Genomic DNA, 24,778 nt, shown 5'->3' on the forward strand with positions numbered 1-24,778 from the left:
ATGTGGAGTGAGCTCCTACCCATCGGCCGTGAAGCGGCCACCGGCGGCTACCGCCGCTTCGCCTGGACCGGCGCGGACACCGACTGCCGCGCCTGGTTCCGGGCACAGGCCGAGACCCGGGGCCTCGCCTACGAGCTCGACCGCAACGGCAACCAGTGGGCCTGGCTCGGCGACCCCGCCGCCGGTGACGCCGTCGTCACCGGCTCGCACCTGGACTCCGTCCCGGACGGCGGCGCCTTCGACGGCCCCCTCGGTGTCGTGTCGTCCTTCGCCGCCCTCGACGAACTGCGGGCGCGCGGCGCGCGCCCGGCGCGCCCGCTCGCCATCGTCAACTTCGGCGACGAGGAAGGCGCCCGCTTCGGCCTCGCCTGCGTCGGCTCGCGCCTGACCGCCGGGCAGCTCACCGTCGAGGCGGCCCACGCGCTGCGCGACGCCGACGGGATCACGCTCCCGCAGGCCATGGAGCGCGCGGGGTACGACCCCGACACCATCGGTCCCGACCCCGAACGCCTCGCCCGCATCGGCGCGTTCGTGGAGCTCCACGTCGAACAGGGCCGCGCCCTGGCCGACACGGCCCACCCCGTCGGCGTCGCCTCCGCGATCTGGCCGCACGGCCGCTGGCGCTTCGACTTCCACGGCGAGGCCAACCACGCCGGCACCACCCGCATCGAGGACCGCCACGACCCGATGCTCACCTACGCCAACACCGTGCTGGCCGCCCGCAAGAAGGCCCGCCTCGCCGGCGCCCTCGCGACGTTCGGCAAGGTCAGCGTCGAGCCGAACGGTGTGAACGCCATCGCCTCGCTCGTCCGCGGCTGGCTGGACTCCCGGGCCGCCGACGAGCGGACACTCGCCGAGGTCGTCGCCGCCATCGAGCAGGCCGCGGTCGAACGCGGCGAGCGCGACGGCGTGGACGTCCGGGTCACCCGGGAATCCTTCACCCCCGTCGTGGAGTTCGCCCACGGTCTCCGCGACGAGCTCGCCAAGCTGCTGGACGGTGCCCCCGTACTGCCGACGGGTGCCGGGCACGACGCCGGCATCCTCTCCGGTAGCGTCCCCACCGCCATGCTGTTCGTGCGCAACCCCACCGGCGTCTCCCACTCGCCCGCCGAGACGGCCACCGAGGACGACTGCCTCGCCGGGGTGACCGCACTCGCCGACGTACTGGAGGGCCTCGCGTGCCGGTGACCACGACCTACTGGGCCGAACACGCCTGGCTCGGCACGTACGTCGAACCGGACGTCGCCATCGACGTGGCCGACGGGCGCGTCACGGCCGTACGCACCGAGGTCACGGCCCCGCCGCCGGGAGCGGTGAGCCTGCGGGGGCTCACCATCCCGGGGTTGAGCAACGCCCACAGCCACGCCTTCCACCGCGCACTGCGCGGCGCCGTCCAGGTCGGTTCCGGCACGTTCTGGACCTGGCGCGACATGATGTACGGCGTCGCCGAAAAGCTCACCCCCGAGAGCTACTTCGCCCTCGCGCGCGCGACGTACGCCGAGATGGCCCTCGCTGGCATCACCTGCGTCGGTGAGTTCCACTATCTCCACCACGCCCCGGGCGGCACGCCCTACGCCGACCCCAACGCCATGGGCGAGGCCCTGATCGCCGCCGCTTCGGAAGCGGGCATCCGCATCACCCTCCTCGACACCGTCTATCTCTCGTCCGGCTTCGGCGAACCGCCGAACCGGCACCAGCTCCGCTTCTCCGACGGCACCGCCGCCGCGTGGGCCGAGCGGGCGGACGGGCTGACGCCCGCCCCGCACGCCCGCATCGGCGCCGCCGTCCACTCCGTACGTGCCGTGCCCGCCGACCAGTTGGCGACCGTGGCCGCCTGGACACGAGGCCGCAAGGCGCCTCTGCACGTCCACCTCTCCGAGCAGACCGCCGAGAACGACGCCTGCCGGGCCGCGCACGGCCGCACCCCCACCCGCCTCCTCGCCGATCACGGCGTGCTCGGCCCGCGTACCACCGCCGTGCACGCCACCCACCTCACGGACGAGGACATCCACCTGCTCGGCTCCACTGGAACCGGCACGTGCATGTGCCCCACCACCGAGCGCGACCTCGCCGACGGCATCGGCCCCGCCGTACAACTCCAGCAGGCAGGAAGCCCGTTGTCGCTCGGCAGCGACAGCCATGCCGTCATCGACCTCCTCGAGGAAGCCCGCGCCATGGAGCTGGACGAGCGGCTGCGCACCCGCACCCGCGGCCACTGGACGGCGGCGGCCCTGCTGCGCGCCGCCACCTCCGACGGCCACGCGAGCCTCGGCTGGGACGACGCCGGCCGCATCGAGCCCGGCGCGCTCGCCGACTTCACCACGATCGCACTGGACTCCGTGCGCACCGCGGGCCCGCCCCCGCGACTGGGCGCGGAAACGGCCGTATTCGCCGCGACAGGCGCGGACGTCCGGCATACGGTGGTCGGCGGCCGTCACATCGTGCGCGACGGGGCGCACCAGCTCGTGCCCGACGTGCCCCGGGCCCTCGCCGAGTCCATCGCCGCAGTCCACGGCCAGAGCCGATAGAGAGCAGTACCCCCATGACGACGATGACGACGACCACGGCCATCACCAACATCAGCAGTCTCGTCACCAACGACACCTCCTTCGGCACGGGCCCCCTCGGCCTGATCCAGGACGCGGCGGTCGTCATCGACGGCGACCGCATCGCCTGGGTCGGTGAGACAAGCAAAGCACCCGCCACTGACAACCGGGTCGACGCCGGGGGCCGCTCCGCCCTCCCCGGCTTCGTGGACTCCCACTCCCACCTCGTCTTCGCAGGTGACCGCACCGCCGAGTTCAACGCACGCATGTCCGGCCAGAGTTACAAGGCCGGCGGCATCCGCACCACCGTGACCGCCACCCGCGCCGCGTCCGACGAGGCGCTCGAGGCCAACCTCCTGCACCACCTCCACGAGGCGCTGCGCCAGGGCACCACCACCTTCGAGACCAAGTCCGGCTACGGCCTCACCGTCCACGACGAGGCCCGCGCCCTGCGCATCGCCGCCGCCCACACCGACGAGGTCACCTATCTCGGGGCCCACATCGTCGCCCCCGAGTTCGCCGACGACCCGGCGGGCTACGTCGCCCTCGTCACCGGCGAGATGCTCGACGCCTGCGCGCCGCACGCCCGTTGGGTCGACGTCTTCTGCGAGCGGGGCGCCTTCGACGGCGACCAGGCCCGCGCCATCCTGACCGCGGGCGCACAGCGCGGCCTGACGCCGCGCGTCCACGCCAACCAGCTGGGCCACGGCCCCGGCGTCCAGCTCGCCGTGGAACTCGGCGCGGCCTCCGCCGACCACTGCACCCACCTCACCGACGCGGACGTCGACGCCCTCGCCCACGGCAGCACGGTGGCCACCCTGCTCCCCGGCGCGGAGTTCTCCACCCGCGCCCAGTGGCCCGACGCGCGCCGCCTCCTCGACGCGGGCGCCACCGTCGCGCTCTCCACGGACTGCAACCCCGGCTCGTCCTTCACGAGTTCGATGCCGTTCTGCGTAGCCCTCGCCGTACGGGACATGCGCATGACCCCCGACGAGGCCGTCTGGTCCGCCACGGCCGGCGGTGCCGCGGCCCTGCGCCGTACGGACATCGGCCGCGTCGCCCCGGGCGCCCGCGCGGACATGGTCCTGCTGGACGCCCCGTCCCACGTCCACCTCGCGTACCGCCCCGGCGTGCCGCTGGTGTCGGCGGTGTGGCGCCGGGGCACAAGGGAGATCTGACGGCAGGTCAGCTGTAGACCGGCACGCTGATCCTCGCCGAGAGAGGGCTCTCGTCGCCCCGGGAGTCGACGGCCGCTATCGCATAGGTATAGGTGTGGCCCTTGCGTACATCCTCGTCGGCGAACCAGCTGTCCGTGGGCAAGTCGGTCACCTTGGTCGGGTTGAGGCGGCCCTTCTCAAAGCGGTACACCCGGTACTTGGCGATCTCTCGGGAGGGGTAGCGTTCCCTTTCCCACGTGATGCGCAGGTAGCCGAGGTTCATGTCGGGCACCAGGTTCCGTGGCGGCCGCAGGTCGTAGTTCAGGTACTGCGAACGCTGGGCGGTGAGCGTCTCCGAAGGCTTCGACTCGTTGCCCGCCTGGTCCACCGCGGTGACGTAATAGAGGCGGTACTGCCCTGGAGCTGGCTCGCGGTCTTCGAAGTACCGGTTCGTACCACGCGGTTGGGTGGCGATCAGCTCGAAGGGCTCGCCCTTGTCGGCCGCGCGGTAGATCCGGTACTCCTTGACGCTCGTGTCACGGTTGTGGTCCCAGGCCAGCATCATGTAGGTGGAGCCCACGAAGCCGAGATCGGTCACCCGGTCCGGCGGGGTGGTATCCGAAGTGGCGTACCGGGCGATACGTGATGGCTGGGACTGGGCTCCCCCCTTGTCGAACGCGGTGATCACGTAGTCGTAGACGGTCCCGTCGTTCGACGGCGTGTCGGTGAACGACGTCTCACGAGTGGTGCCGACGACCTGCCAGATGCCCAGGGGTGCGATCCGCCGGTAGACGTGATAGCCCGCCACATCCTGGTCACCGACCTTCGCCCAAGTCACCCTCACCTTCTGTCCGGAGGAGGACGCCTCGACCCAGCCCGGGGCGCTCATCGCGGTGCTCACCCGCGCCTCGACGGACCGCTCCGAGACATTGCCCGCCTTGTCGACGGCCGTCACGGCGTACTCGTAGGAGTCACCGTTGCGGGCCGGACGGTCGACGAGAGACGTCTTCGTCAGCGGCTTGCTGCCGCTGATCGTGCGCCAGTCGCCCGGGTTGGCGTCGCGCGGCACCGTACGGCGCAGCACCCGGTATCCGGCGAGGTCCATCTCATTGTTCTTCGGCCACGAAACCGTGGCCGTGCCGGACGAACGGTCGTACGCGGCCCGCACTTTGCCCGGCCGGAGCGGCTCGACCTTGTCGTCGGCCTTGCCGGTGACGGGCGTGTAGCCGAACTTCACGCTCGCCGGCCCGGTGAACGCTGCGTAGTCCACGCGCAGCGTGTGCTTGCCCCTGGGCACGGTGACCTTGACGGTCTTCTTCTGCGGCCGGGACACGTCCTTCCACAGGTCGATCTTGCGGCTGTCGTCGAGGTAGACGCGGATACCGTCGGCCGCCTCGGCGGTGAAGGTGAAGGGGCCGCCCGAGCCGAAGTCGCGGGTGGTGGTCCAGCGGACGCCGAAGTTGTCGCGGGGCAGGCCCGCGGGGGCACCCGTGCCGTACTTCTCGTCGATGGTGCTGTCGCAGGCGGTCTTCTTGGGCGTGCCGCGGAAGGTGGTGTTGGCGTAGAAGCTCGCCTTCCAGACGCCGGGTGCGCAGTTCGCGGCGGGTGCCGCGTGGGCGGTTCCGGCGGTGGGCAGGGTCAGGCCCAGGGTCGCGGAGGCGAGGGCGAGCGTCGTGGCCGAGGCGCGATGTATGGCGTTTCGACTGATCACGGTTGAGTTCCTTGCAAGTCAACGTGTGGCGCAAGGTGTGGGGGGAACGCCGTCGTTGATCATGCCATGACTTGGCAAAATCCCCCTTGCGCCCGCTGTGTCCGCGCGGTGAGAGTGACCTGATGAAAACGATCGGATTGCTCGGGGGCATGAGCTGGGAGTCCTCCGCGGAGTACTACCGCCTCCTCAACGAACTGACACGTGAGCGACTGGGCGGCCTGCACTCGGCGAAGTGCGTCCTTTACTCCGTGGACTTCGCGGAGATCGAGCGCCTCCAGGCCGAGGGGCGCTGGCAGGAGGCGGGCGAGATTCTCGCCGGTGTGGCCAAGTCACTGGAGGCGGCGGGCGCGGACGTGCTGGTGCTCTGTACCAACACCATGCACAAGGTCGCCGACCAGATCGAGGCCGCGACCGGCGTCCCCCTCCTCCACCTCGCCGACACCACCGCATCCGCCGTACGCGCGGCGGGCAAGCGGCGCGTCGGCCTGCTGGGGACCGCCTTCACGATGGAGCAGGACTTCTACCGGGGCCGCCTCGAGTCGCAGGGCCTGGACGTCCTGCTCCCGGACGAGGACGGCCGCCGTGTCGTCCACGACGTGATCTACGAGGAGCTGTGCGTCGGCATCGTCCGCGACGAGTCCCGCGAGGCGTACAAGTCCGTCATCCGCAAGCTTGTTGACGAGGGCGCGGAGGGCATCATCCTGGGCTGCACGGAGATCGAGCTGCTGATCGGCTCCGAGGACAGCCCGGTGCCGGTCTTCCCGACGGCCCGGCTGCACGCGGAGGCGGCGGTGGAGGCGGCGCTGGGGTAGATCCGGGACGGTCAGCCGCGTGGATCTGCCCACGCGGTCATGCACTGTTCCAGTGTCCAAATGCGGACCTGTGCCCGAACCTTGGCAGCGTATAAATCACGCTCCACGAGGATGCTCAGGTCGCCCGTGCCGAGTAACTGCCGTGCCGAGTGCTCGACCAAGGTCATGCCGGTCGCTCCACCGGCATGCAGCATCCGGAGTACCTCGCCGGACCAGGTACGTTCGTGCAGGACCCAGGGTGTCTCGCCCGCTGCCGTGAGTTCCAGCATCGTCGCGAATCGCGTGGCGCACGTTCGCCGCGCGGTTCCGTCTTTCACCTGGAAGATGTGATTGCCGGTCTCGATCAGAGTCGCGGTGGGGAGGATGAACCGGATCCCCAGGGATTGGCGCTTTCGGAGCTCTGCCACCGTCTGGGCGTGCTGTTGGCTCTTGCCGGGAACCGAGAGGATCTCGACCAGTACCGATGTGTCCATGAAGTCGACAACGGGAAGCGGGAGTAAGGCTTTGCGCGCGTGTGTCACAGAGACCCCAGGAATGCGTCAAACGCACCGGAGTCCGTTCCGTGTGTCTCACCTGCGGCGGGCAGCCGCCCCTCTGCGACAGCATCGCCAAGTCCGCCGGAGGCCATGAGTTCCGGGTAGCCGGGGAGCTCAATGAGCCGACGCAGGCGGCTTTTTCCGTTCTCGGGGTCCCGATCGGAGACGATCACACCTTCGTGGTCTTCACCGTTGAGTGCGTTGAGCAGGGCGGGACTGTGTGTGGTCAGCAGGACGCGCAGGGGCTGGTTCCTCGCCTGCCTTTTGATCAGCGTCAGCACGCGTGAAGCCTGGTCCGGGTGGAGGCCGTTCTCGACTTCCTCGACTACGAGTTGGCGCGCGCCGACGCTTTCGTAGCCGGCCGAAGCAAGCAGTGGAGAGCCGAGGACGGCGGCACCGAAGGCGAGGAATCTCAGGACACCGTCGCTGACGGCGCGTGCCGGTACGCGATTGACCGTGCCGTGCGGTGATTTCTCGCAGAGTACGAGCTGCACGTCGCCGAGGTCGGTCTCAACCGTGGTCAATGAGTCCACATGCTGTTCCGACATCTCGGAGACCATGAGCTCCAGTTGGGCGAAGCCCTCCGGGTCCTCCGACCTGGCCACAGCCAAAGCAGCGCTCAAGTTTTCCGCGTTGCTCCTCAACGAGGAGTCGTTGATGTTGACGTACTGGCGCATGAGGTGAGGTACCGGGTCGAGCACAAAGACGTTCATCAGTGCGGCTGCGACACCGGAAATGCCCTGAAGGAGCTGCTGCACATGCTGAGACCTCAGCGGCAGCCGCGTGTACGCCTGGCTCAGGACGGAACGGTGCCGGGACATGGGGACCGGACCGGCGAGCCGCTCGTTGCCGTCGTAGAAGTACACCTCGAGATCGCTCCCGTGCGGTGACGCACCACGGGCATCGAGGAGAGCCCGTCCACTGAGGTCACTGCCGTCCGAGCCCGTACCCGAAACACAGATGACGCGCTCGCTCGTGATCCGGACTTCGGGCTGGGCTTCGATGCGGATGCTGTAATCGACCATCCAGTCATCAAGGTGAACTCGGCAGCCGACGTGGAACGAGCTCAATCCGAATGGGGGGCATCCGGCCGAGCCGCCGCGAATCGGCTCCTGTCCGGTCCGGCTTCCGTCGAGTGCGTCCCGGATGTCGTGTCCGCCCGCCAGGCGCGACAGAAGTACGAGGGCATCGAGTGCGTTCGATTTTCCGCTGCTGTTACGGCCGACGAGCACGGTGAGGTCGGACAGCGGTAGTACCTGCTGGCTGAAGCTCTTGAATTCCTTCAGGTGCAACTCCTCGATGCGAGGAGGAGGCGAAGGATTTGCTGTGTCCACGTGGCTGCCGTTCCATCGTGCGGTCAGTTGCGTGCGCGATCAGTGTCCCGCATTCCTGGTGCCGAGCGTGGCGGCTCACGCTGCGTCGTCCGCTGTGGCACGGCAGTCCCGGCACAGGCCGGGGCTCTCGGCGCGGAAGGCGCGTTCGCAGCCGTCGCACGTCTGGAACGGCAACGGGCCGGTCGGTTGCACCGGTTGGGGCTCGGCGGCGGGGGCGATCGGCAGGGCGGGCGGCAGCCAGTTCGCCAGGCGGTAGGCCAGCAGGCGGGCGGGCCAGGTGATGGTGCCGACGGGCAGATCGGCGGTGAGTGTGCGGGTGATCTGCTGCGGGCCGATGCCACGGTCCAGCCAGTCGCGGACGGCGGGGGCGAGGCTGCGTACGTCCTTCTGCGACAGCAGCATCCGCGGGTCGCGGCGGCGCAGACTGGCGAGCAGTTCGGCTGCGGGCTCGTCGACGGGCTCGTCGACGGGCGGGAGTTCGGGTTCGGTGGCAGGGGGCCGCTGCGGGGGCTTCGGGGCAGGCCGTTTCTTGGCGAGGCTGACGGTGGGGACGGGCGGGGCGCCCGGACGCTCGTACCAGTGGGTGCGGGTCACCACCCGGCCGGTCTCGGTGCGGATGCGCTTGCGCTCGAGGTATCCGGCCTGCTCGAGCTCCTTCAGCGCGCGGGCGATGACGATCTCGCCTTCGCGGAAGCGGCGGGTGAGGTCCTTGATCCCGATGTGCGCCCCGTCGGGCAGCGACTGCACGTACACGCCGATGCCGATCGCCACGAGGGAGAGGTCGGGGTGCTGGGCGAGGTGGTTGCCGACGACGGTGAAGTGGGAGTCGTGGCGGTGCCGGATGTGGGTCACTCCGGCGTGAGAAGACTGCGTGCGCGCGGGTGGGCGCGCGCTAAACTGCGCGTCAGTCATGGGGAAGTGGTTCTCTTCCTTGATGATCAGGCCCTCGGCCGGGGGTTGCAGTCCCGCCGGGGGCCGTCGTCTGTCCGGGGTTACTGGCGCGACCGTACCGCGCCGTTCGCGGCGTCTGCCACAGAGTCACCCGATGGTGTGACGCGCGCCGGGTTTGGTTGGTATTGGTAATTCCCAACATTCTTTAACTGGGCGTCTGGGCGGGCCAGTTCACGGTTGACCAGGTCTTGAAAAGCTCGATCCGGAGTGAGGAGCTGAAGGCATGAGTGCAGGGCATCGGCTGGTGCTGTGGGACATCGATCAGACCCTGATCGACTGCGGAGGCGTGAGCCATGACGCGTACGCGGCGGCGTTCGCCCGCGTCACGGGCCAACGGCTCGAAAGAATGGTCAACATGGCCGGGCAAACCGAACTGGCGATCGCGACCGACATGCTCGAACTCAATGGTGTACGTGCCGAGTCGAGCGTGGTCGGGCGTCTGACGGAAGCGTTGGTGGACGAGCACAGTGCTCGTACTGACCAACTCGCCGCGACAGGGCGGGTGCTGCCCGGAGCGCAGGCGGCGGTGTCGGCGCTGTCGCGCGAGGGCAACGTGCACCAGTCGGTGCTCACGGGCAACGTACGCAGGCTCGCGGAGCTGAAGTTGCGTGTGTTCGGGCTCGCGGAGCACATCGACTTCGACTCCGGTGCGTACGGGGACGATGCGATGGAGCGCACCGCGCTCCTTGCGCATGCGTGGCGGCGCGCTCACGCGCGGCACGGGCGGACGTACGCCGGGCCCGACACGGTGATCTTCGGCGACACGGTCCGGGACGTCGCCACGGCGAAGGCGGGCGGTGCGCTGGCGGTCGCGGTGGCTACGGGGCGGGCGACGGCGGAGGAGCTCGCGGCGGCTGGGGCGGATGTGGTGCTGCGGGATCTCGTGGATACGGGGACTGTGGTGGATGCTGTGCGCGGGAGCCAGTAGCCGATCCCTCCGGAGGTGCTGGTGCTGCGCTCCCATGCGCCCTTGACGCCGCCCGGTGCCAGGGCGACGCTCGTGCCATCAGGTGCGACGTCACAAGGGAGTTGGCCATGTCGCTGCGGTTCTTCGGGAAGGACCCCAACACTGATGGCGATGAGTGTCCTACGGTTTGGGTCGATGAAGAGAACGCTGACGTGGTGCTGCAAGGATGGAAGGCAGACGACCGTACGAAGGGCCAGTGCCTTGAGGTCGGTCACATCCCTGACGGTGAGGCTGTGATCAGGATTCCGGCCCGAATGGTGTCCCTGGTACGGAAGGCTTGTGATGCCGCAGAACAGCGCGCCCAGCTTCTCTGAGATGGTTGCTGACTGCCGTAGTTCAGCAGTTCACTTGGAGATGCGTGACACCTACGGCATCGCCGCTGAGGCTGCGGAGTTCCAGGCGTGGAAGGCGGGTGACGACAGTAGTCGGCATGACCGTACAGGACGACGACGTGCTTGGCTGGATCTTGTTGCCGAGACCGTGGCACGCGGTGTGGTGATCTGTCGAGCCCGCATCGTGTCAGAGCCAGTGTCTGAGTACATCCGATTCGAGCACGCCGGCACCGGACTGAATATCGAGGCTGGAGAAGCGGTTCGTTGGCTGCCTCGGCGTCTCGCATCAGACATCGCGTTGCCGGGGAACGACTTCTGGCTGTTCGATGACCGAGTGGTGAGGTTCAACCACTTCACCGGCGATGGAGCCTCGGCCGGTCCGGAAATCAATGATCAGCCAGCAGTGGCCAAGCTGTGTTCTGCTGCCTTCAACACTGTGTGGGGCCGTGCAATCCCGCATGGAGACTTCAAGGTCTAGTCAGAGCCACAGGAACAGTTGTCCGTGTCCGCCTCGCCCTCGTCGAGTGCTCAGGCTGCCCGTGAAGCGCTCGCGGGGAGGCTGCGCGAGCTCAGGCTCGATGCAGGACTGACCGGCCGTGACCTTGCCGCTTCGTGTGGCTGGCACCCTGCGAAATCTTCCCGCATTGAGAATGCGAAGACTGCTCCGTCGGATGATGACCTGCGGGCCTGGTGCCGCGCCTGTGGCGCCGAGGACCAGCTGGACGACCTGATCGCGGCCAATCGCAGCGCTGACTCCATGTACGTTCAGTGGCGACGGTTGCAGAGAACAGGTCTCCGTAGGCTCCAGGAGTCATACGTCCCGCTGTATGAGCGCACACATCACTTCAGGGTCTATTCGACAAGAGTGATGCCGGGAGTGCTGCAGACCGAGGACTATGCCCGGGCGCTACTGAAGTCCATTGCGCAGTTCAGGCGGTTGCCGGACGACGCGGCAGAGGCGGCATCAGCTCGAGTCTCCCGATCGCAGGTCATCCGGGAAGGGAACCGTCGTTTCGCCTTCGTGGTGGAGGAGGATGTTCTCTACTACCGGTATGGAGGGGCCGACGTGTTGGCGGCTCAACTCGCTTATCTTCTGGCGGTTATGTCTCTGCCGAACCTCTCCCTCGGCGTCATTCCGCGCACGACCCCGCGTGAGATGTGGGGTCAAGAGACCTTCACCATGTTTGACGATCAGCGGGTACACGTGGAGCTGCTGACAGCGAAGGTGACGGTGGCGCAGCCCAGCGAAGTAGCCACCTATGCCCGGGCGTTCGCCGAGTTGTCCAGGATGGCTGTTCATGGGTGTGAGGCTCGGAAGCTGATCGGCGTAGCGATCAACTCCCTGGGACGACCGTCTTGCAATCGTCTGCAACCTCATAGTGCGGGAAGACGCCTCACTTCTAGCGTCCATGCTGGCAGGACGGATCGGTTGGCAGTCTCGTGGGCCGAGCGTCCGTGCCACCTTGCCCAATGCCGTTCAGCCTTGGTGGCGGACCAGAAGAAGTCGAGGACCCATGTCTCCTGCAGACGAAACCAACGACCGCACCGCGCGGCAACACGCGCCGATCACGACCCTGATGGCGGGCGACAACGCACCCCTCGACCTGGTGACGATCCGTGCCACCGTCCGTCGAGCCCTGCGGTACCGCCCCTCTCCGCCCGGCCTCGGCGAGACCCGGGAGATCACCGACGCCCTGCGTGGGCATCTTCAACTCATGCTTCCGGAGGCGCAGTACCGCGTGGATCAGCTCGAGCGCGGCAGTGATGCCTGGCTTCAGTGGAAGGCGCTGATCGTCCGCGTCAGGGACGACGTCGACCGCGACAGCGGCCTGAGCCGGCACGCGGCGGCCGTCCACATGGCCGAACTCGGCCGCACCTGCCGTCGCCTCGTGGACTGCATCGACGAGTGAGGCCATCACCCAGCGGTGGCGGCGGATCTGGCAAACGAGCGCAACCCTGTTCGCTCTTATGGGCGATAGCTTGGAAGTGGGTTTCGAAGTACTTTCAAAGTTATGAGCGCCGAACACGCCGCCGTGAACTTCTCTGAGTTGGTCAACAGGAACAAGCAGACGCTTGCCCGGCTGAAGGAGTCGCCGCGGCTGCTTCTGCATCGCAGAGACGGTGAGGACTTGATCCTCACCACCGCGGTCCGGGCGGAACAGGACCAGACCGTGGTGTCGGCTGCGACGCGGATGCTCGTAGCCATGGCACGACGTGAACCCGGCAGTATGGAACTGCTCCTCGACATCCTTCCGGATGCCTTCCCCTGGGTGCACTTCCTACCCGATCGGGACGTCCACGCCTTCGCGGTCGAGCTGGTCGACACCATGAGGGCTGCCGAATCGGTCTCCAATACCTCGGCTGTTGCCCAGATGCTCATCGAGTGGGAGCACACAGCCGAGGTCTATGCCGACCCGGAGCTGCTGGCTGCTCTTACCAGGAGTCATGACTCCGACTACGGGCCGGTGCCGGATCCCAGGGAAGTCGCGTGACTCCAGGTCGCGGCGACCGGGTCGCTCCACCCGCGCCGGAAGGGCATTGGGAGGTCAGATTCGCGGATGCTGCCGCTGCCAAGGGCTGGGAAGCGCTGTCACAGCAAGCCTGCGAAAACACGTACCGTGCCTGGGTCGTCATGCGGACCGATCCCAGGCCAACCGTGAGCACGCCTCGTCATCACCGCCTGAAGGGGGATCTGGCGCATACACCCCGCAATGGGCGCATATGCGAGCAGTGGCAGATCGAAGTGACCGGCGGCGGGCGCGTTTGGTACCTCGTGGACACCGGTCGTGACACCTGCTGGATCACGTATGCAGGCACCGGGCACCCACGAGCAACAGACCGCCGGTGATCGTCGGCCTCGTGTCACCGGCCGAAAATTGGCTTACACCGTTGACCGTGCAGTCGCCGACCCGCCCGCGGCGGCGATCTTGCAGATGGTCTCGACGAAGGCGCGGACCCGGGCGGTGTTGCCGGACGTGGGCCAGAGGAGGCCGTATTCGACGGGCGGGGCGTCACGGAAGGGTACGAAGGTGATGCCGGGGCGGGAGTAGTAGTCGACGGCTCGGGCGGAGGCGGGGGAGACTCCTCGGTTCGCCGCGACGAGGGACGGTATTTCGGTCCAGTGGGTGGCGGCGGGGCCACGGGGGATGGGGCGGCCCTGGGGTGTGTGGGTCGGGAAGTGGTGGTCGAACCAGTAGGGCGGAATGTCTCCGGCGGCCATTGTCACCAGCGAAGTGCGGGCGAGGTCTTCGAGGGAGACGGTGTCGCGCCGGGCGAAGGGGTGTTGGGCCGGGACGAGGAGGGCGCGGAGCTCGGAGAAGATGACCGGGCCGGTGGTGATGTCCGGTTCGTCGATGGGGAATTCGGTGAGCTGGAGGTCGAGGCCGCCGGAGCGCAGGAGGCCGAGGGGGTCGCCGAGATGCACCTCCTGCACCTGGACGTCGCAGTCGGGGTGGTCGGCGCGGAAGGCGTCACCGGCCTCGAGGATGAGGTCGCCCACCCATTGCGTGGAGTAACCGACGCGCAGCGTGCCGGTGATGCCCCGCCCGGTGGCGATCATGCGGGCTATGGCCTGCCGGATCTGCTGCTGCGCGGGCAGGAGGTCGTCGCGGAGTTGTTGCCCGGCCGGGGTCAGGGCGACGTGGCGGCTGGTGCGTTCGAACAGCGTGGTGCCGAAGCGGCGTTCCAACTTGGCGATGATCTGGCTGACCCGCCCGGAGGCGAGGCCGAGGTGTTCGGCGGTGCGCCCGAAGTGCAGGTTTTCGGCCAGGGCGAGGAACGTCTCCATCTCTTGCCGTTCCACCGCTGACCTCCGTCGATGATCCTGGATCATCGATCCTTTCACACGCCGTGATTGATGTGGACATGCGATTTCGTGAGGGTGGTCATGTTCGAAAACGGAAGCAACGTAGGAGAGATCATGCCTGCCGTCACTATTCAGCAGGGTCCCCGCAGCGTCGAGCTCAAGCGGGAGCTGATCAAGAAGGTCACCGACGCGTTCGTCGAGACGTACCAGATCCCGGCCGAGACGGTCATGGTCTTCATCGAGGAGACCCCGACCGACAGCTTCGGCGTCGCGGGGAAGCTCGCCGCGGACAAGTAGCGGGCGGTGTCCGGGCGGGCGTTGTGGGTCCCGCCCCCGCCGCGCGCGGGACGCACAACGGCCCCGGTTGGATGTATGCCTCCTGGATGTGGTGCGCCTCCATTTCATGGCGCGCCAGGCACCAGTAGAAGGTAGAGTCAGTCTATGTAGATCGGATCTACGTAGATGCGGGGTTCGGCATGGCGGAATTCATCGGGCGCGCGACCGAGCTGGCGGTCCTGCGTAAGCGTCTGAACCGGATCGCAGCATCGGGGACCGGTACGGCCGTCGCGATAAGAGGGCGCCGCCAGGTGGGCAAGTCGCGTCTGGTCCAGGAATTCTGCGATCGCGCAGAGATGCCCTACCTCTTCTCCACCGCGACGAAGGGGGCATCGCCCGTCGAGGCGGTGGGCTCGTTCCTCGCGGATCTCAAGGATTCCCCTCTGCCCGCCAACAGCGAGCTCGTCCCCGCACACAGCGGTGGTAGCTGGCCCGATGCGTTCCGGGTCCTGGCCTCGGTGCTCCCCGACACTCCCTCCATCGTCGTCCTCGACGAACTGCCCTGGTTGGCGGAGCAAGACGACCTGTTCGACGGGGCGTTGCAGACTGCGTGGGACCGGCTGCTTGCGCAGAAGCCTGTGCTGCTCCTGCTTCTCGGCAGCGACATCCACATGATGGAACGGCTGACCGCTTATGACCGGCCCTTCTACGGACGGGCCGACAACCTGGTGCTCGGGCCGCTCAATCCGGCGGAGACGGGGCAGGCCCTCGGCCTCGAGGGTGCCGATGCGATCGATGCCCACCTGGTGTCCGGCGGACTGCCGGGCATTTTGCGCAGCTGGCCGCACAGCACGCCGGCGCTCACATTTCTCGAGGCGGAGTGCGCCGACCCCGCCGCACCGGTGTTCAGCGTGCCGGAGTCGGCGCTGTTGGCCGAGTTCCCCTCTCCCGACCAGGCGAGGCGCGTCCTGGAAGCGGTGGGCAGCGGCGACCGTACCCATGCCAACATTGCGGCGACAGCCGGGAGTCGACAGGGCGCCCTGCCGTCCGGGTCCCTGTCCCCCCTGCTGCGCCGGCTGGTGGAGGAGAAGCGGGTTCTCGCGGCGGACGAGCCGCTGTCCACACAGGCGGGCAAGCCCATGCTCTACCGGGTCGCGGACAGTAATCTGCGCCTCTACCTGGGTGCGTTGCGGTCCGTGCAGGAGCAGGCGCGCAGAGGCCGGCCCGAGGTGGGCTTCCGGCTCGTGGAACGGCGGTGGGCCACTTGGCGTGGCCGGGCTGTCGAGCCGCTGATCCGCGAGGCGCTGGAACTCGCCGCTGTATCCGGTGAGTTGCCCTGGGGTGACACCGAGTCCGTGGGCGGCTGGTGGAACCGGCAGTTCAACCCCGAGGTGGATCTCGTCGGAGCGGATCGTTACCCCGTCGCACGGCAGCTGCATTTCGCGGGTTCCATCAAGTGGCTGGGTACGCCGTTCGACAGCCACGACCTCGCCGCGCTGGTGAAGGGTGCGGCACAGGTGCCCGGGTTCGAACCCGGGTGTACGGGGCTGGTGGCGGTGTCCTTGTCCGGGATGGCAACGGACCTGGAGCCCGGCAAGCTCGACCTCGTCTGGGGGCCGCGCGAGGTCGTCCGGGCCTGGATGTCCGGAAGCTGAGCGCAGGCTCGGCGAGTATCGCGGTCAGGGGACGAGGAGCACCCTCCCCAGTTGTTCCCTCCCCTCGAGGATCCGGTGGGCCTCCGCTGCCTCGGTCAGGGGGAGGGCGACGTGAACCGCCGTGCGCAGGCGGCCTGTTGTCGCGTACTCGGTGGAGTCGGTGATGTCCTGGCGGGCCTGTTCCGGGGCCGCCGCGCGCCAGGCTATGAGGGAGAAGCCCGCCACCGAGCGCAGGGCGTAGAGGTCCGTCACGGGGATGCCGTCGAAGGCGCCGCTCGCGGCTCCGTACGTCACCAGGCGGCCGTGCGGGGCCAGTAGGCCGAGGCTGCGGCGCAGGATTTCGCCGCCTGCTGCGTCGACGACGACGTCGACGCCTTGGGGGGCGATCTTGCGGACCTGGTCCGGCCAGTCGTCGGCGGTGTAGTCGACGCCCGCATCGGCGCCGAGTTCGCGGGCGAAGTCGAGCTTGGCTGCCGAGCCGGCGGTGGCTATGACGGTGCCCGCGCCGAGCAACTTCGCGAGCTGGACGGCGAGATGGCCGATGCCTCCTGCGGCCGAGTGGACCAGTACGGTCTCGCCGGGGGCGAGGCGGCCGGTGCGCAGGGAGCGCAGGGCGACCGGGGCGCCCATGGGGAGCATGCTGGCCATGCCGAGGTCGAGGCCATCGGGTACTGGGGCGAGCCACTGTGCGTCGGTGACGGTGTAGTCGGCGAAGGCGTCCTCGGACAGGCCGGCGACCCGGCGGCCGACGAGGGCGGAGTCGACGTCCGGGCCCACCACTTCCACCACGCCGACGACGTCGCCGGTGAGGGTTCTGGGCAGGGGGCGCTGGTAGAGGTTGCTGTAGGCACCGCCCCGGCGGAGCGAGGTGTCGACGAAGTTGGCGCCGATTCCCTCGGCGCGGATGAGGACTTGGCCCGATGCGGGAGTGGGAACCGGGGCTTCTTCCAAGGTGAGGACCTCGGGGCCGCCGTGCTGGTGGTAACGGATGCGTCGCATGAGAACTCTCCTCCGTACAGGTGGGGTTCTAAACTGGACTGACGGTCAGGAACCGTAGTGGACCGTCGGTCCAGTTGTCCAGGACGGGCAGAACGGAGAGGTGACGTAGCAGTGGCAGAGGTGCGTCGTGAACGGGCCGATGCTGCGCGCAATCGGCGCGCGATCCTGGCGGCGACGGAGGAACTCCTCGCGCATCACCGGCCCGATCAGGTCTCGGTGGAGCGGATCGCCGCCGCGGCGGGGGTCGGCAAGGGGACGGTGTTCCACCGTTTCGGCAGCCGCATGGGGCTGATGCGGGAGTTGATGCAGGAGCGGGCGTACGCGCTGGAGGGTGCGGTGCGGAACGGGCCGCCGCCGTTGGGGCCAGGGGCGCCGCCGCGTGAGCGGCTGTTCGCGTTTCTGGACGCGGCCGTGGATGTCGTGGGGCGAAATAAGGGGCTGCTGGCCGCACTTGGGCATGCGGTGGCGGTGCCGCAGGAGGGGGCGGGGGAGGCTCACCCGGTTTACGCGTTCTGGCACGGCCATGTGAGCGCGCTCATCGCCGAGGAACGCCCTGACCTGGACGCGGAGTTGCTCGCGCACGTCCTGCTGGGCAGCCTGCAGAGCGGCCCGGTGCTGGGCCTGCTGGCTCAGGGGGAGGGGGAGAGGCTCGCCGTCGCGCTGCGGGTGCTGGCCGAGGGGCTGCTGGGCGGCCTGTGACTCCGCCGTACCGCCGGGCAAGGGCGGTACGGCGGTGGGGCGTTACTCCTCGAGGAGGCCGCGGCGGAGTCTGACCAGCGTGCGCGACAGCAGACGCGAGACGTGCATCTGCGAGATGCCCAGCTCTTCGCCGATCTCGGACTGCGTCATGTTCGCCACGAAGCGGAGGGAGAGGATCCGCCGGTCGCGGGGCCGCAGTTCGGCGATGAGGGGCTTGAGCGACTCGACGTACTCGACGCCCTCGAGGTCGTGGTCCTCGTAGCCGATGCGGTCCGCCAGGGCGCCCTCGGGCTCGTCGGCCTCGGGCGGGGCGTCCAGGGAGCTCGCGGTGTAGGCATTGCTCGCGCCCATGCCCTCGACGACCTCGTCCTCGGAAATGCCGAGGTGTGCGGCGAGTTCGGCGACGGTCGGCGAGCGGTCGAGGCGCTGGGCGAGCTCGTCGCCGGCCTTGACCAGATCGAGGCGGAGTTCCTGGAGGCGGCGGGGCACGCGCACCGACCAACTGGTGTCGCGGAAAAAGCGCTTGATCTCGCCGATGATGGTCGGCATCGCGAAGGTGGGGAATTCCACGCCGCGGCTGAGCTCGAAGCGGTCGATCGCCTTGATCAGGCCGATGGTGCCGACCTGGATGATGTCTTCCATCGGTTCGCTGCGGGTACGGAACCGGGAGGCGGCGAACTTCACGAGCGCCAGGTTGAGTTCGACCAGAGTGTTGCGCACATACGCGTATTCGTGCGTGCCTTCCTCGAGCGATTCGAGGCGTGCGAACAGGGTCTTGGACAGTGCCCGTGCGTCGACCGGTCCCACCTCATGGAACGGGGGGATCTCCGGGAGTCCGGGCAGTGGTGCGGATGCCGACGAGGCGGTCTCCGAAGGTAGCGGGGAACGCGATTCGTCGAGCCGGGGTGACATGGTCTCCTCCATCTTTCTCGGCGTATGGCTGCCGGAGCCTGAGCTCGTGCTGCGGTTTGCGGCGCCTCCAAGGCCGTCCGTGGCGGTTTCTGTCTTCATCTAGCCGTACCGGTCTTTACATTGACTTGGCAAGTGCGGGGTGTCCGTATTTGGTAGGTAATGCCCGTTCTTCGGTTTTCGCGGTGCGTATCGAACCCGTAGGGTTTTCCCAGGGTTTCGCGAGTACGTCACGACTCCATCACGAAGGGACGCGCGCAATGGAATACGGAGATGCCAGGGGAAGGGTGTCGCCGTGAGCGCGGCCCGGCTGAGGGTGGAGGTACGGCGGCAGGGCGTGAGCGCGGTCGTGGCCCCGGTCGGTGAACTCGATCACCACACGGCCGAGCTTCTGCGGGAGCCGCTGGAGGAATGCGCACGGGAAACGGGTGCGCGCGTGGTCGTCGACTGCTCGCGGCTGGATTTCTGTGATTCGACCGGGCTGAACGTGCTGCTCGGCGCCCGGCTGAAGGCCGAGGCCGCGGGAGGTGCGGTGCACCTGGCGGCCATGGGGCCCATGATGGCCCGGCTTTTCGAGATCACGGGTGCCGGGGCGGTCTTCGCCGTCCACGACACCCTTGACGCGGCACTGGCCGAGTGACGTGCGTTGCTCGTGTCACACGCGGCCGGGCGCAGGTGTTCATGGCGTCCGGCAGGGCAGGAGCCCGCTGAATCCACAGGGTCCGCGAAGACCCGAGTCCGTCCTAGTCGGTGAAATCGGTGAGGTGAAGCGCTGATGAGCACCACCCGGCCATACTCGCCGGGCCCGGGTGACCCCGGTCCCGAGGCCGGCGCAGCCGCCGTCGGCCCGCCGCCGGGGGGACAGGTCCGCCGTCTCCGGCTCGCCGGGGTCAGCGGCGCCGTGCCGCTCGCCCGCGATTTCACCCGGCAGGCGCTCCACGACTGGGGCTGGCTGCCCGCGACCACGGCCGACCGCCGTGCGGCCGCGGAGGACGTCCTGCTGGTCGTCTCCGAGCTGGTCACCAACGCCTGCCTGCACGCCGGCGGCCCCGAGGAGCTGCTGGTCGCCCAGGCGGCCAAGGTACTGAGGCTGGAGGTCACCGACCTCGGTGCCGGACGGCCCGCACCCCGTACCCCGCACCGCGCGGGCCGCCCGGGCGGGCACGGCATGTTCATCGTCCAGCGGCTCTGCCTGGACTGGGGCGTCGTGCGCTGCGAGGGCGGCGTCGGCAAGACGGTGTGGGCGGAGCTCGCCGGGCCCTCGTAGCTCTGTAGCTCTCGTGAGATGGCTCCGGTATACGGGGCGTCCTGTTCCGGGTCTTCCCTCCTCAAGATCTCCGGCGTACCGTCGGCGGCCGATCTGATGTGTCGTCAGTAACTTCGGCTGCGGCACCGGACGATGAGGGGAGCCCCAGGTGTCCCGTACTCCACGACATCCCCTGCGCCGCGCCGGAGCGCTGGCGCTCTCCACCGCTGTGGCGGGCGGCACGGTGCTGCTGGCAGCACCGGCCGCCGACGCCGAGACGGTGGACGTGAACTACATGTGCAAGACGCCGATCGGCGACAAGGGCGCCGTGTCGCCCATCGACATCACGGCGGCGGCCGACGGCAGCGCGTACAAGCTCACCATGTCCTTCCAGAAGGGCGTGTCGAGCAGTCCGATCGCGCTCCCGAAAGGCGTGATGCAGCCAAATGCGGTCATCAAGCTGGGTGGTGCGGACAGCGGCACTGTCGCGGTGCAAGGGAAGCCGAACGATGCGGAGATACCGGCCAACACGCCCATCAAGATAGGGGACTTGTCCGGTACGTACACGCCGAAGAAGAGCGGCAAGGTCACCTTCACGGCCTCCACGCTCACGATCAAGGCGATGGGCACGACGACGACGTGCGAACCGACCAACAACCCCAAGCCGTCGCTGACACTCGACGTCAAGGGGCCGGGCGGGGACACGACGGGAGGCACGACGGGCGGGCAGTCGACCGGTGGGCAGACCACGGGTGGACAGTCCACTGGAGGGTCGACGACTGGTGGGTCCACGACTGGCGGGACCACCGGAGGATCGACGACCGGCGGGACCACCGGCGGTTCGACCACCGGCGGCGGCAAGCTGCCGCAGACCGGGCCCGGTGACTCCGCCGTCGCCCTCGGCACCCTCGGCGGCACGGTGCTCCTCTCCGGGATCGCCGGAGTGTTCTGGCTGACCCGGCGCCGGCGCACCACCCCGTGACGCGAACGGCCGCCGTTCTGGCGGCCCTTGTGCTGGCCGTCCCGCCGCCCGTCCCGCCGCCCTGGACGGCCTCGCCCGCCGCGGGCGGCACGGGGGTGCCCGGCCCGGAGACCCGGAGATCGTTCTACCTGGAGGGCGCCCCGGGCACGGTGCTCGAGGACAGGCTGACGGTGGTGAATGCGGGGGACCGCGTCCGTACGGTCTCGCTGCGCGGCACCGGGCCGTGGATCGTCCTCGCCGCCGCGCGGGTGCGGATACCGCCCCGTACGCGGGCGGACGTGCCGCTGACCGTGACCGTGCCGGCGGACGCGACGCCCGGTGACCACTCCGCCGCGGTCGTCGTCACCGGGGACGGTGCGCAGGCGCGGGTGCCCGTGGCCGTACGGGTCGGCGGGGCCGTCCTGCACGCGCTCGGCGTGGCGCATGTCCGCGTCGGCGATGCGGGTGGCGGCGGGGGTGCGGTGATCCGGTACGAGCTGGTCAACCGGGGCAACACGGCCGTCGCCCCGCGCCTGACGATCCGCGCGTCCGGCCTGTTCGGGGAGGTCATGCGGCGTACGGCGAAAGAGGTGCCCGCCGAGGTGCCGCCGGGGCGGAGCGTACGGCTCGAGGAGCGGTGGCCGGACGCGCCGCGCGTGACGGACCGGGTCGAGGTCCGTGTCACCGCCACGGCCCCCGGGGCACCGCCCGCGTCCGCGACCGGGTCGTACACACCGCTGCCCTGGCTGCGCCCGGCTGTGGGCGGACTGGGCGCGGCGCTCGCCGGTGCGGGCGTCTGGGCGCTGCGGAGGCGGCGCCGTCGGCGTGTGAGGGGCGCGTCGTGAGGCGCGTGCTGTGGGGGCTGCTGGCGGCGGTGCTGGTCGCGCTGCTGCCCGGACCGACCGCGGCTGCCGCCGGCGGGCCGACGGTCGCCGTCGACCGGGTCGAGGCCCGTACGGGCGGCAGCGTCGTGGTGACGGGCGCGGGGTGGCGGCCGCGGGCGCTGCTCACGCTGGTCGTCTGCGGGCAGAACATGATCGGCGGCACCAACGCGTGCGCCAACGCCGACGGGCGTACGGTCACGACCGCCGCGGACGGCACGTTCCGGCGGAGCCTGCCGGTCTCCGCGCCGCCGAAGCCGTGCCCGTGCGTGGTGCACGCCGCGACCGTGCTGGGCCCGGCCGCGACCGCGGACGCCGGGTTCCGGGTGGCCGGGCATCCAGTCGCGCCGCTGCCGCAGGGCGCGGGGGAGCGGCTGAGCGTGCTGGGCGCGCGCCTGGAGGGCAGCAGCGGGGTGCTGACCTGGTTCGGGGCGCCGCCGCGGCGGCGGCTCGTGCTGACAGTCGGCAATCCGGGGACGGCGCCGGTGAAGAACCCCGGCTTCCGGGTCGGCGTCTCACGGGACGTGCTCGCCCCCGAGTGGGAGAAGCGGACCTGGCACGGCACGGTGGCGGCCGGCGCCACGGCGCGGGTGTCCCTGGACGTGGAGCTCGCGGCGGGGGCGTACGGCGACTACCTGGTGTCCCTGGAGTACGGCGGGAAGGCGGTGGTCGAGCAGCCGTGGGCGGTCGCACGGCCCTGGGGCGTGACGCTGTTCTGGGCGCTGGCCGCCGTGGTGGCCGTGACGGGGCTGTACCGGCTGGGGATGGCCGTCGTGTACCGGATACGGCCACGGGCCGCCGCCCCCGCGCCGCCGCCGCCCGCCGCCGAGGCCCCCGGGCTGCCGTGGTTCCGGCCGGGGACGCTGGGCGGGGAGGATCCCTACTGCGCCTTCCCGGGGGCTGCGACACCAGCGACTCCGCCGCGCGGCCCCCGGACCCCCGGCCGACTGCGCTTTCCCGGGGGACAACCCCCGGACCCCCCGGCCGAAAGACCAGGTCCGCGCGGGGCACCCGGAGGGGACATCACACGGGAAACGTGAGTAAACGCCGGTGGCCCCGGCACGGAATCCGTGCCGGGGCCACCGAGGACTTCGCGTGCGTCAGCGCACGTCGCCCATGGACGCTTCGATCTTCTTGCGGTACGTCCAGATCGCGATGCCCGCCAGCAGGGCGGCGGCCGCCTCGCCGAGGATCACGCCTATGCCGTTGAGGTCCACGCCGGCCGTGGCCAGCAGGGTCATCGTGCAGTCGCCCGCGGTCACCGCGAGGAACCACACGCCCATCATCTGGCTCGCGTACTTCTGCGGCGCCATCTTGGTGGTCAGGGACAGACCCACCGGGGACAGGCACAGCTCGCCGAAGGTCTGCAGCATGTAGATCGCGATCAGCCACATCGGGCTGACGGTCTTGCCGTCGACCGCCATCGCCATCGGGACGGCGAAGATGACGAAGGAGACGCCCGCGAAGATCATCGCCGCGGAGAACTTCACCGTGGTGCTGGGCTCGCGCTTGCGGCGTGCCAGCGTCAGCCAGATCGCGGCGAAGACCGGGGAAAGGATCATGACCCAGCCGGAGTTGACCGACTGGAACCAGGTCGACGGGAAGTGGAAACCGAAGACGTTGTCCGCGGTCTTCTTGTCGCCGAAGGTCGACATCGTCGAACCGGCCTGGTCGAAGATCATCCAGAACACGGCGGCGGCGACGAAGAACCAGATGTAGCCGCTGACCTTGGTCTGCTCGTCCTTCGTGAGCTCCTTGTCGCGCTTGATGCGCGCCAGGACGAAGATCGGGATGATCAGGCCCAGCAGGGCGATCGGGACCAGGGCCCAGTTGATGGTGAAGTGGCCGGTGCCGATCACGACGCCGTAGAAGACGGCGGCGATCGCGAGCCAGATCAGACCCTTGCGGATCCAGGAGTTGCGCTCCTCGACGGTCAGCGGGGTCGGGACCTGGCTGCTCTTCGGGTCCAGGTTGCGCGTACCGATCAGGAACGCGATCAGACCCAGACCCATGCCGACGGCGGCGATGGTGAAGCCCAGGTGCCAGTTGACCTTCTGGCCGACGGTGCCGATGACCAGGGGCGCGGCGAAGCCGCCGATGTTGATGCCCATGTAGAACACCGAGAAGCCGGCGTCACGGCGCGGGTCCTGGGGACCGTTGTAGAGGTGGCCGACCATCGTGGAGATGTTGGCCTTCAGCAGACCCGAACCGATGGCGACCAGGGCCAGACCGGCGAAGAAGGAGGGCTTGCCGGGAATGGCCAGCGCCAGGTGGCCGCACATGATCACGCTCGCCGCGATGGCGACTGTCTTGCGCGGGCCCCAGATGCGGTCACCGATCCATCCGCCGGGCATGGCGAGGAGGTAGACCATCGCCACGTAGACGGAGTAGATGGCCACCGAGCTGGCCTCGGGCATGGCCAGACCGCCGCCCTGACTGCCGGGCTTGGCGTCCGGGCCGCCGGCGATCAGGTAGAGGACGAGAAGGGCGCGCATGCCGTAGTAGGAGAAGCGCTCCCACATCTCGGTCATGAAGAGAGTGGCCAGTCCGCGGGGGTGGCCGAAGAAGGTCTTCTCGGCGGCCGGAGAGGTCGTCTCCTTCGCCGCGGAGTCCTTCGTCAGGCTGGACGCCATGGTGATCCTAGGGTCTGAAGGGTGCGCGTCGAGCTGTTTGCGCGCCCGTGTGGGTTGACCGGCACCGGCTACTGCACCGCCCGCCCCCACGCCCCTGGGGTTCGGCCCCGAAAGGGGCCGGCAGAGCGGCCGTACGCCGGGATCCACGCCCCCGCGCATCTTCGCGCGGCGGACCCGGCCGACAGGTCATTCACTGTGAAACAAGGCTGGTGTCCCAGCCACGTGCACAACAGGGACCTTCGGCGCGGTTGTCGTTCCGAAGGTCCCCCGTGGTGCTTAGACGTCCCGTCACCATACGTCACACCCCGGGCGGATATGGAAGGAGTTGAGACGTGGATCACAGCGATCCCTGGAACCATTCGCAAGGG

24 protein-coding genes and 1 pseudogene are annotated in these 24,778 nt (G+C 69.1%); 17 read left to right on the forward strand and 8 right to left on the reverse strand.

Going from position 1 to position 24,778, the window contains the following annotated elements:
- The 3 genes from ACV530_RS15260 to hutI are packed head-to-tail and all read left to right on the forward strand — an operon-like array spanning position 1 to position 3,724.
- Positions 1–1,188 (forward strand): allantoate amidohydrolase, encoded by a 1,188-nt coding sequence (locus ACV530_RS15260; protein WP_494332975.1) that lies wholly within the window; start codon positions 1–3, stop codon positions 1,186–1,188.
- Positions 1,179–2,528 (forward strand): formimidoylglutamate deiminase, encoded by a 1,350-nt coding sequence (locus ACV530_RS15265; RefSeq protein WP_494332976.1) that lies wholly within the window; start codon positions 1,179–1,181, stop codon positions 2,526–2,528. The genes ACV530_RS15260 and ACV530_RS15265 overlap by 10 nt, the downstream gene beginning before the upstream one ends.
- A gap of 23 nt (positions 2,529–2,551) precedes the next feature.
- A complete protein-coding gene (gene hutI, locus ACV530_RS15270) occupies positions 2,552–3,724 on the forward strand; it encodes an imidazolonepropionase (RefSeq protein WP_494333049.1) in 1,173 nt (390 codons plus the stop codon).
- Positions 3,725–3,731: 7 nt separating this feature from the next.
- On the opposite strand, the gene ACV530_RS15275 is transcribed toward hutI, so the two are convergent.
- Positions 3,732–5,414, reverse strand: coding sequence for a PA14 domain-containing protein (locus ACV530_RS15275; protein ID WP_494332977.1), 1,683 nt, complete (start codon positions 5,412–5,414; stop codon positions 3,732–3,734).
- 122 nt (positions 5,415–5,536) lie between these two features.
- Here ACV530_RS15275 and ACV530_RS15280 point away from each other — a divergent pair, with 122 nt between their 5' ends.
- Positions 5,537–6,226, forward strand: a complete 690-nt coding sequence (locus ACV530_RS15280; RefSeq protein WP_494332978.1) for an aspartate/glutamate racemase family protein — start codon at positions 5,537–5,539, stop codon at positions 6,224–6,226.
- Positions 6,227–6,237: 11 nt separating this feature from the next.
- Here the strand turns inward: ACV530_RS15280 and ACV530_RS15285 are convergent, their stop codons facing one another.
- The 3 genes from ACV530_RS15285 to ACV530_RS15295 form a co-directional block, all read right to left on the reverse strand.
- Positions 6,238–6,699 carry a hypothetical protein gene (locus ACV530_RS15285; RefSeq protein WP_494332979.1) on the reverse strand — a complete coding sequence of 154 codons (462 nt, stop codon included), beginning with the start codon at positions 6,697–6,699 and terminating at the stop codon, positions 6,238–6,240.
- A 44-nt stretch (positions 6,700–6,743) separates the two neighbouring features.
- Positions 6,744–8,096 (reverse strand): AAA family ATPase, encoded by a 1,353-nt coding sequence (locus tag ACV530_RS15290; RefSeq protein WP_494332980.1) that lies wholly within the window; start codon positions 8,094–8,096, stop codon positions 6,744–6,746.
- Positions 8,097–8,171: 75 nt separating this feature from the next.
- Positions 8,172–8,948, reverse strand: a complete 777-nt coding sequence (locus tag ACV530_RS15295) for a helix-turn-helix domain-containing protein (RefSeq protein WP_494332981.1) — start codon at positions 8,946–8,948, stop codon at positions 8,172–8,174.
- 322 nt (positions 8,949–9,270) lie between these two features.
- On the opposite strand from ACV530_RS15295, the gene ACV530_RS15300 reads away from it, so the two are divergent.
- The 5 genes and pseudogenes from ACV530_RS15300 to ACV530_RS15320 all read left to right on the forward strand — a co-directional run bounded on the left by ACV530_RS15300 (position 9,271) and on the right by ACV530_RS15320 (position 12,838).
- Entirely contained in the window at positions 9,271–9,975 is a 705-nt protein-coding gene (locus ACV530_RS15300; RefSeq protein WP_494332982.1) for an HAD family hydrolase, read from the forward strand.
- Positions 9,976–10,296: 321 nt separating this feature from the next.
- A complete protein-coding gene (locus tag ACV530_RS15305; RefSeq protein ID WP_494332983.1) occupies positions 10,297–10,824 on the forward strand; it encodes a DUF6879 family protein in 528 nt (175 codons plus the stop codon).
- A 24-nt stretch (positions 10,825–10,848) separates the two neighbouring features.
- A pseudogene (locus tag ACV530_RS15310) lies at positions 10,849–11,658 on the forward strand (Scr1 family TA system antitoxin-like transcriptional regulator); the annotation flags it as partial.
- A 202-nt stretch (positions 11,659–11,860) separates the two neighbouring features.
- Complete coding sequence (locus tag ACV530_RS15315) at positions 11,861–12,256, forward strand: DUF6415 family natural product biosynthesis protein (RefSeq protein ID WP_494332984.1); 396 nt, start codon at positions 11,861–11,863, stop codon at positions 12,254–12,256.
- A gap of 102 nt (positions 12,257–12,358) precedes the next feature.
- Positions 12,359–12,838: a hypothetical protein gene (locus tag ACV530_RS15320; protein WP_494332985.1), complete on the forward strand. Its 480-nt coding sequence runs from the start codon at positions 12,359–12,361 to the stop codon at positions 12,836–12,838.
- A 389-nt stretch (positions 12,839–13,227) separates the two neighbouring features.
- Here the strand turns inward: ACV530_RS15320 and ACV530_RS15325 are convergent, their stop codons facing one another.
- The gene (locus ACV530_RS15325; RefSeq protein WP_494332986.1) at positions 13,228–14,148 is read right to left on the reverse strand and encodes a LysR family transcriptional regulator; all 921 of its coding nucleotides are present in this window, start codon (positions 14,146–14,148) and stop codon (positions 13,228–13,230) included.
- 117 nt (positions 14,149–14,265) lie between these two features.
- On the opposite strand from ACV530_RS15325, the gene dmpI reads away from it, so the two are divergent.
- The gene (gene dmpI, locus ACV530_RS15330) at positions 14,266–14,448 is read left to right on the forward strand and encodes a 4-oxalocrotonate tautomerase DmpI (protein WP_494332987.1); all 183 of its coding nucleotides are present in this window, start codon (positions 14,266–14,268) and stop codon (positions 14,446–14,448) included.
- A gap of 179 nt (positions 14,449–14,627) precedes the next feature.
- Positions 14,628–16,082: an ATP-binding protein gene (locus tag ACV530_RS15335; protein WP_494332988.1), complete on the forward strand. Its 1,455-nt coding sequence runs from the start codon at positions 14,628–14,630 to the stop codon at positions 16,080–16,082.
- 24 nt (positions 16,083–16,106) lie between these two features.
- On the opposite strand, the gene ACV530_RS15340 is transcribed toward ACV530_RS15335, so the two are convergent.
- Positions 16,107–17,081, reverse strand: a complete 975-nt coding sequence (locus ACV530_RS15340; protein WP_494332989.1) for a quinone oxidoreductase family protein — start codon at positions 17,079–17,081, stop codon at positions 16,107–16,109.
- 111 nt (positions 17,082–17,192) lie between these two features.
- Here ACV530_RS15340 and ACV530_RS15345 point away from each other — a divergent pair, with 111 nt between their 5' ends.
- Complete coding sequence (locus tag ACV530_RS15345; protein WP_494332990.1) at positions 17,193–17,780, forward strand: TetR/AcrR family transcriptional regulator; 588 nt, start codon at positions 17,193–17,195, stop codon at positions 17,778–17,780.
- A 42-nt stretch (positions 17,781–17,822) separates the two neighbouring features.
- Here the strand turns inward: ACV530_RS15345 and ACV530_RS15350 are convergent, their stop codons facing one another.
- Positions 17,823–18,704, reverse strand: a complete 882-nt coding sequence (locus tag ACV530_RS15350; RefSeq protein WP_494332991.1) for an RNA polymerase sigma factor SigF — start codon at positions 18,702–18,704, stop codon at positions 17,823–17,825.
- 280 nt (positions 18,705–18,984) lie between these two features.
- On the opposite strand from ACV530_RS15350, the gene ACV530_RS15355 reads away from it, so the two are divergent.
- The 5 genes from ACV530_RS15355 (at position 18,985) to ACV530_RS15375 (ending at position 22,817) form a co-directional block, all read left to right on the forward strand.
- Positions 18,985–19,329, forward strand: coding sequence for an STAS domain-containing protein (locus tag ACV530_RS15355; RefSeq protein ID WP_494332992.1), 345 nt, complete (start codon positions 18,985–18,987; stop codon positions 19,327–19,329).
- A gap of 135 nt (positions 19,330–19,464) precedes the next feature.
- Entirely contained in the window at positions 19,465–19,956 is a 492-nt protein-coding gene (locus ACV530_RS15360; protein WP_494332993.1) for an ATP-binding protein, read from the forward strand.
- 148 nt (positions 19,957–20,104) lie between these two features.
- Positions 20,105–20,917: an LPXTG cell wall anchor domain-containing protein gene (locus ACV530_RS15365; protein WP_494332994.1), complete on the forward strand. Its 813-nt coding sequence runs from the start codon at positions 20,105–20,107 to the stop codon at positions 20,915–20,917.
- Positions 20,914–21,741: a COG1470 family protein gene (locus ACV530_RS15370; protein ID WP_494332995.1), complete on the forward strand. Its 828-nt coding sequence runs from the start codon at positions 20,914–20,916 to the stop codon at positions 21,739–21,741. The genes ACV530_RS15365 and ACV530_RS15370 overlap by 4 nt, the downstream gene beginning before the upstream one ends.
- Positions 21,738–22,817 carry a hypothetical protein gene (locus ACV530_RS15375; protein ID WP_494332996.1) on the forward strand — a complete coding sequence of 360 codons (1,080 nt, stop codon included), beginning with the start codon at positions 21,738–21,740 and terminating at the stop codon, positions 22,815–22,817. The genes ACV530_RS15370 and ACV530_RS15375 overlap by 4 nt, the downstream gene beginning before the upstream one ends.
- A gap of 60 nt (positions 22,818–22,877) precedes the next feature.
- Here ACV530_RS15375 and ACV530_RS15380 read toward each other — a convergent pair whose 3' ends face one another.
- Complete coding sequence (locus ACV530_RS15380; RefSeq protein ID WP_494332997.1) at positions 22,878–24,410, reverse strand: peptide MFS transporter; 1,533 nt, start codon at positions 24,408–24,410, stop codon at positions 22,878–22,880.
- Between the last annotated feature and the right edge of the window lie 368 nt (positions 24,411–24,778).

It is taken from the genome of Streptomyces sp. SX-6, assembly GCF_059089585.1.

Excerpts from the sequence above, each read along its gene's own strand:
- ACV530_RS15260 (WP_494332975.1), top strand. The coding sequence starts at position 1 with ATGTGGAGTGAGCTCCTACCCATCGGCCGTGAAGCGGCCACCGGCGGC.
- hutI (WP_494333049.1), top strand. The coding sequence starts at position 2,552 with ATGACGACGACCACGGCCATCACCAACATCAGCAGTCTCGTCACCAAC.
- ACV530_RS15280 (WP_494332978.1), top strand. The coding sequence starts at position 5,537 with ATGAAAACGATCGGATTGCTCGGGGGCATGAGCTGGGAGTCCTCCGCG.
- ACV530_RS15285 (WP_494332979.1), bottom strand. The coding sequence starts at position 6,699 with ATGGACACATCGGTACTGGTCGAGATCCTCTCGGTTCCCGGCAAGAGC.
- ACV530_RS15300 (WP_494332982.1), top strand. The coding sequence starts at position 9,271 with ATGAGTGCAGGGCATCGGCTGGTGCTGTGGGACATCGATCAGACCCTG.
- ACV530_RS15305 (WP_494332983.1), top strand. The coding sequence starts at position 10,297 with ATGCCGCAGAACAGCGCGCCCAGCTTCTCTGAGATGGTTGCTGACTGC.
- ACV530_RS15315 (WP_494332984.1), top strand. The coding sequence starts at position 11,861 with ATGTCTCCTGCAGACGAAACCAACGACCGCACCGCGCGGCAACACGCG.
- ACV530_RS15320 (WP_494332985.1), top strand. The coding sequence starts at position 12,359 with ATGAGCGCCGAACACGCCGCCGTGAACTTCTCTGAGTTGGTCAACAGG.
- dmpI (WP_494332987.1), top strand. The coding sequence starts at position 14,266 with ATGCCTGCCGTCACTATTCAGCAGGGTCCCCGCAGCGTCGAGCTCAAG.
- ACV530_RS15335 (WP_494332988.1), top strand. The coding sequence starts at position 14,628 with ATGGCGGAATTCATCGGGCGCGCGACCGAGCTGGCGGTCCTGCGTAAG.
- ACV530_RS15340 (WP_494332989.1), bottom strand. The coding sequence starts at position 17,081 with ATGCGACGCATCCGTTACCACCAGCACGGCGGCCCCGAGGTCCTCACC.
- ACV530_RS15350 (WP_494332991.1), bottom strand. The coding sequence starts at position 18,704 with ATGGAGGAGACCATGTCACCCCGGCTCGACGAATCGCGTTCCCCGCTA.
- ACV530_RS15360 (WP_494332993.1), top strand. The coding sequence starts at position 19,465 with ATGAGCACCACCCGGCCATACTCGCCGGGCCCGGGTGACCCCGGTCCC.
- ACV530_RS15380 (WP_494332997.1), bottom strand. The coding sequence starts at position 24,410 with ATGGCGTCCAGCCTGACGAAGGACTCCGCGGCGAAGGAGACGACCTCT.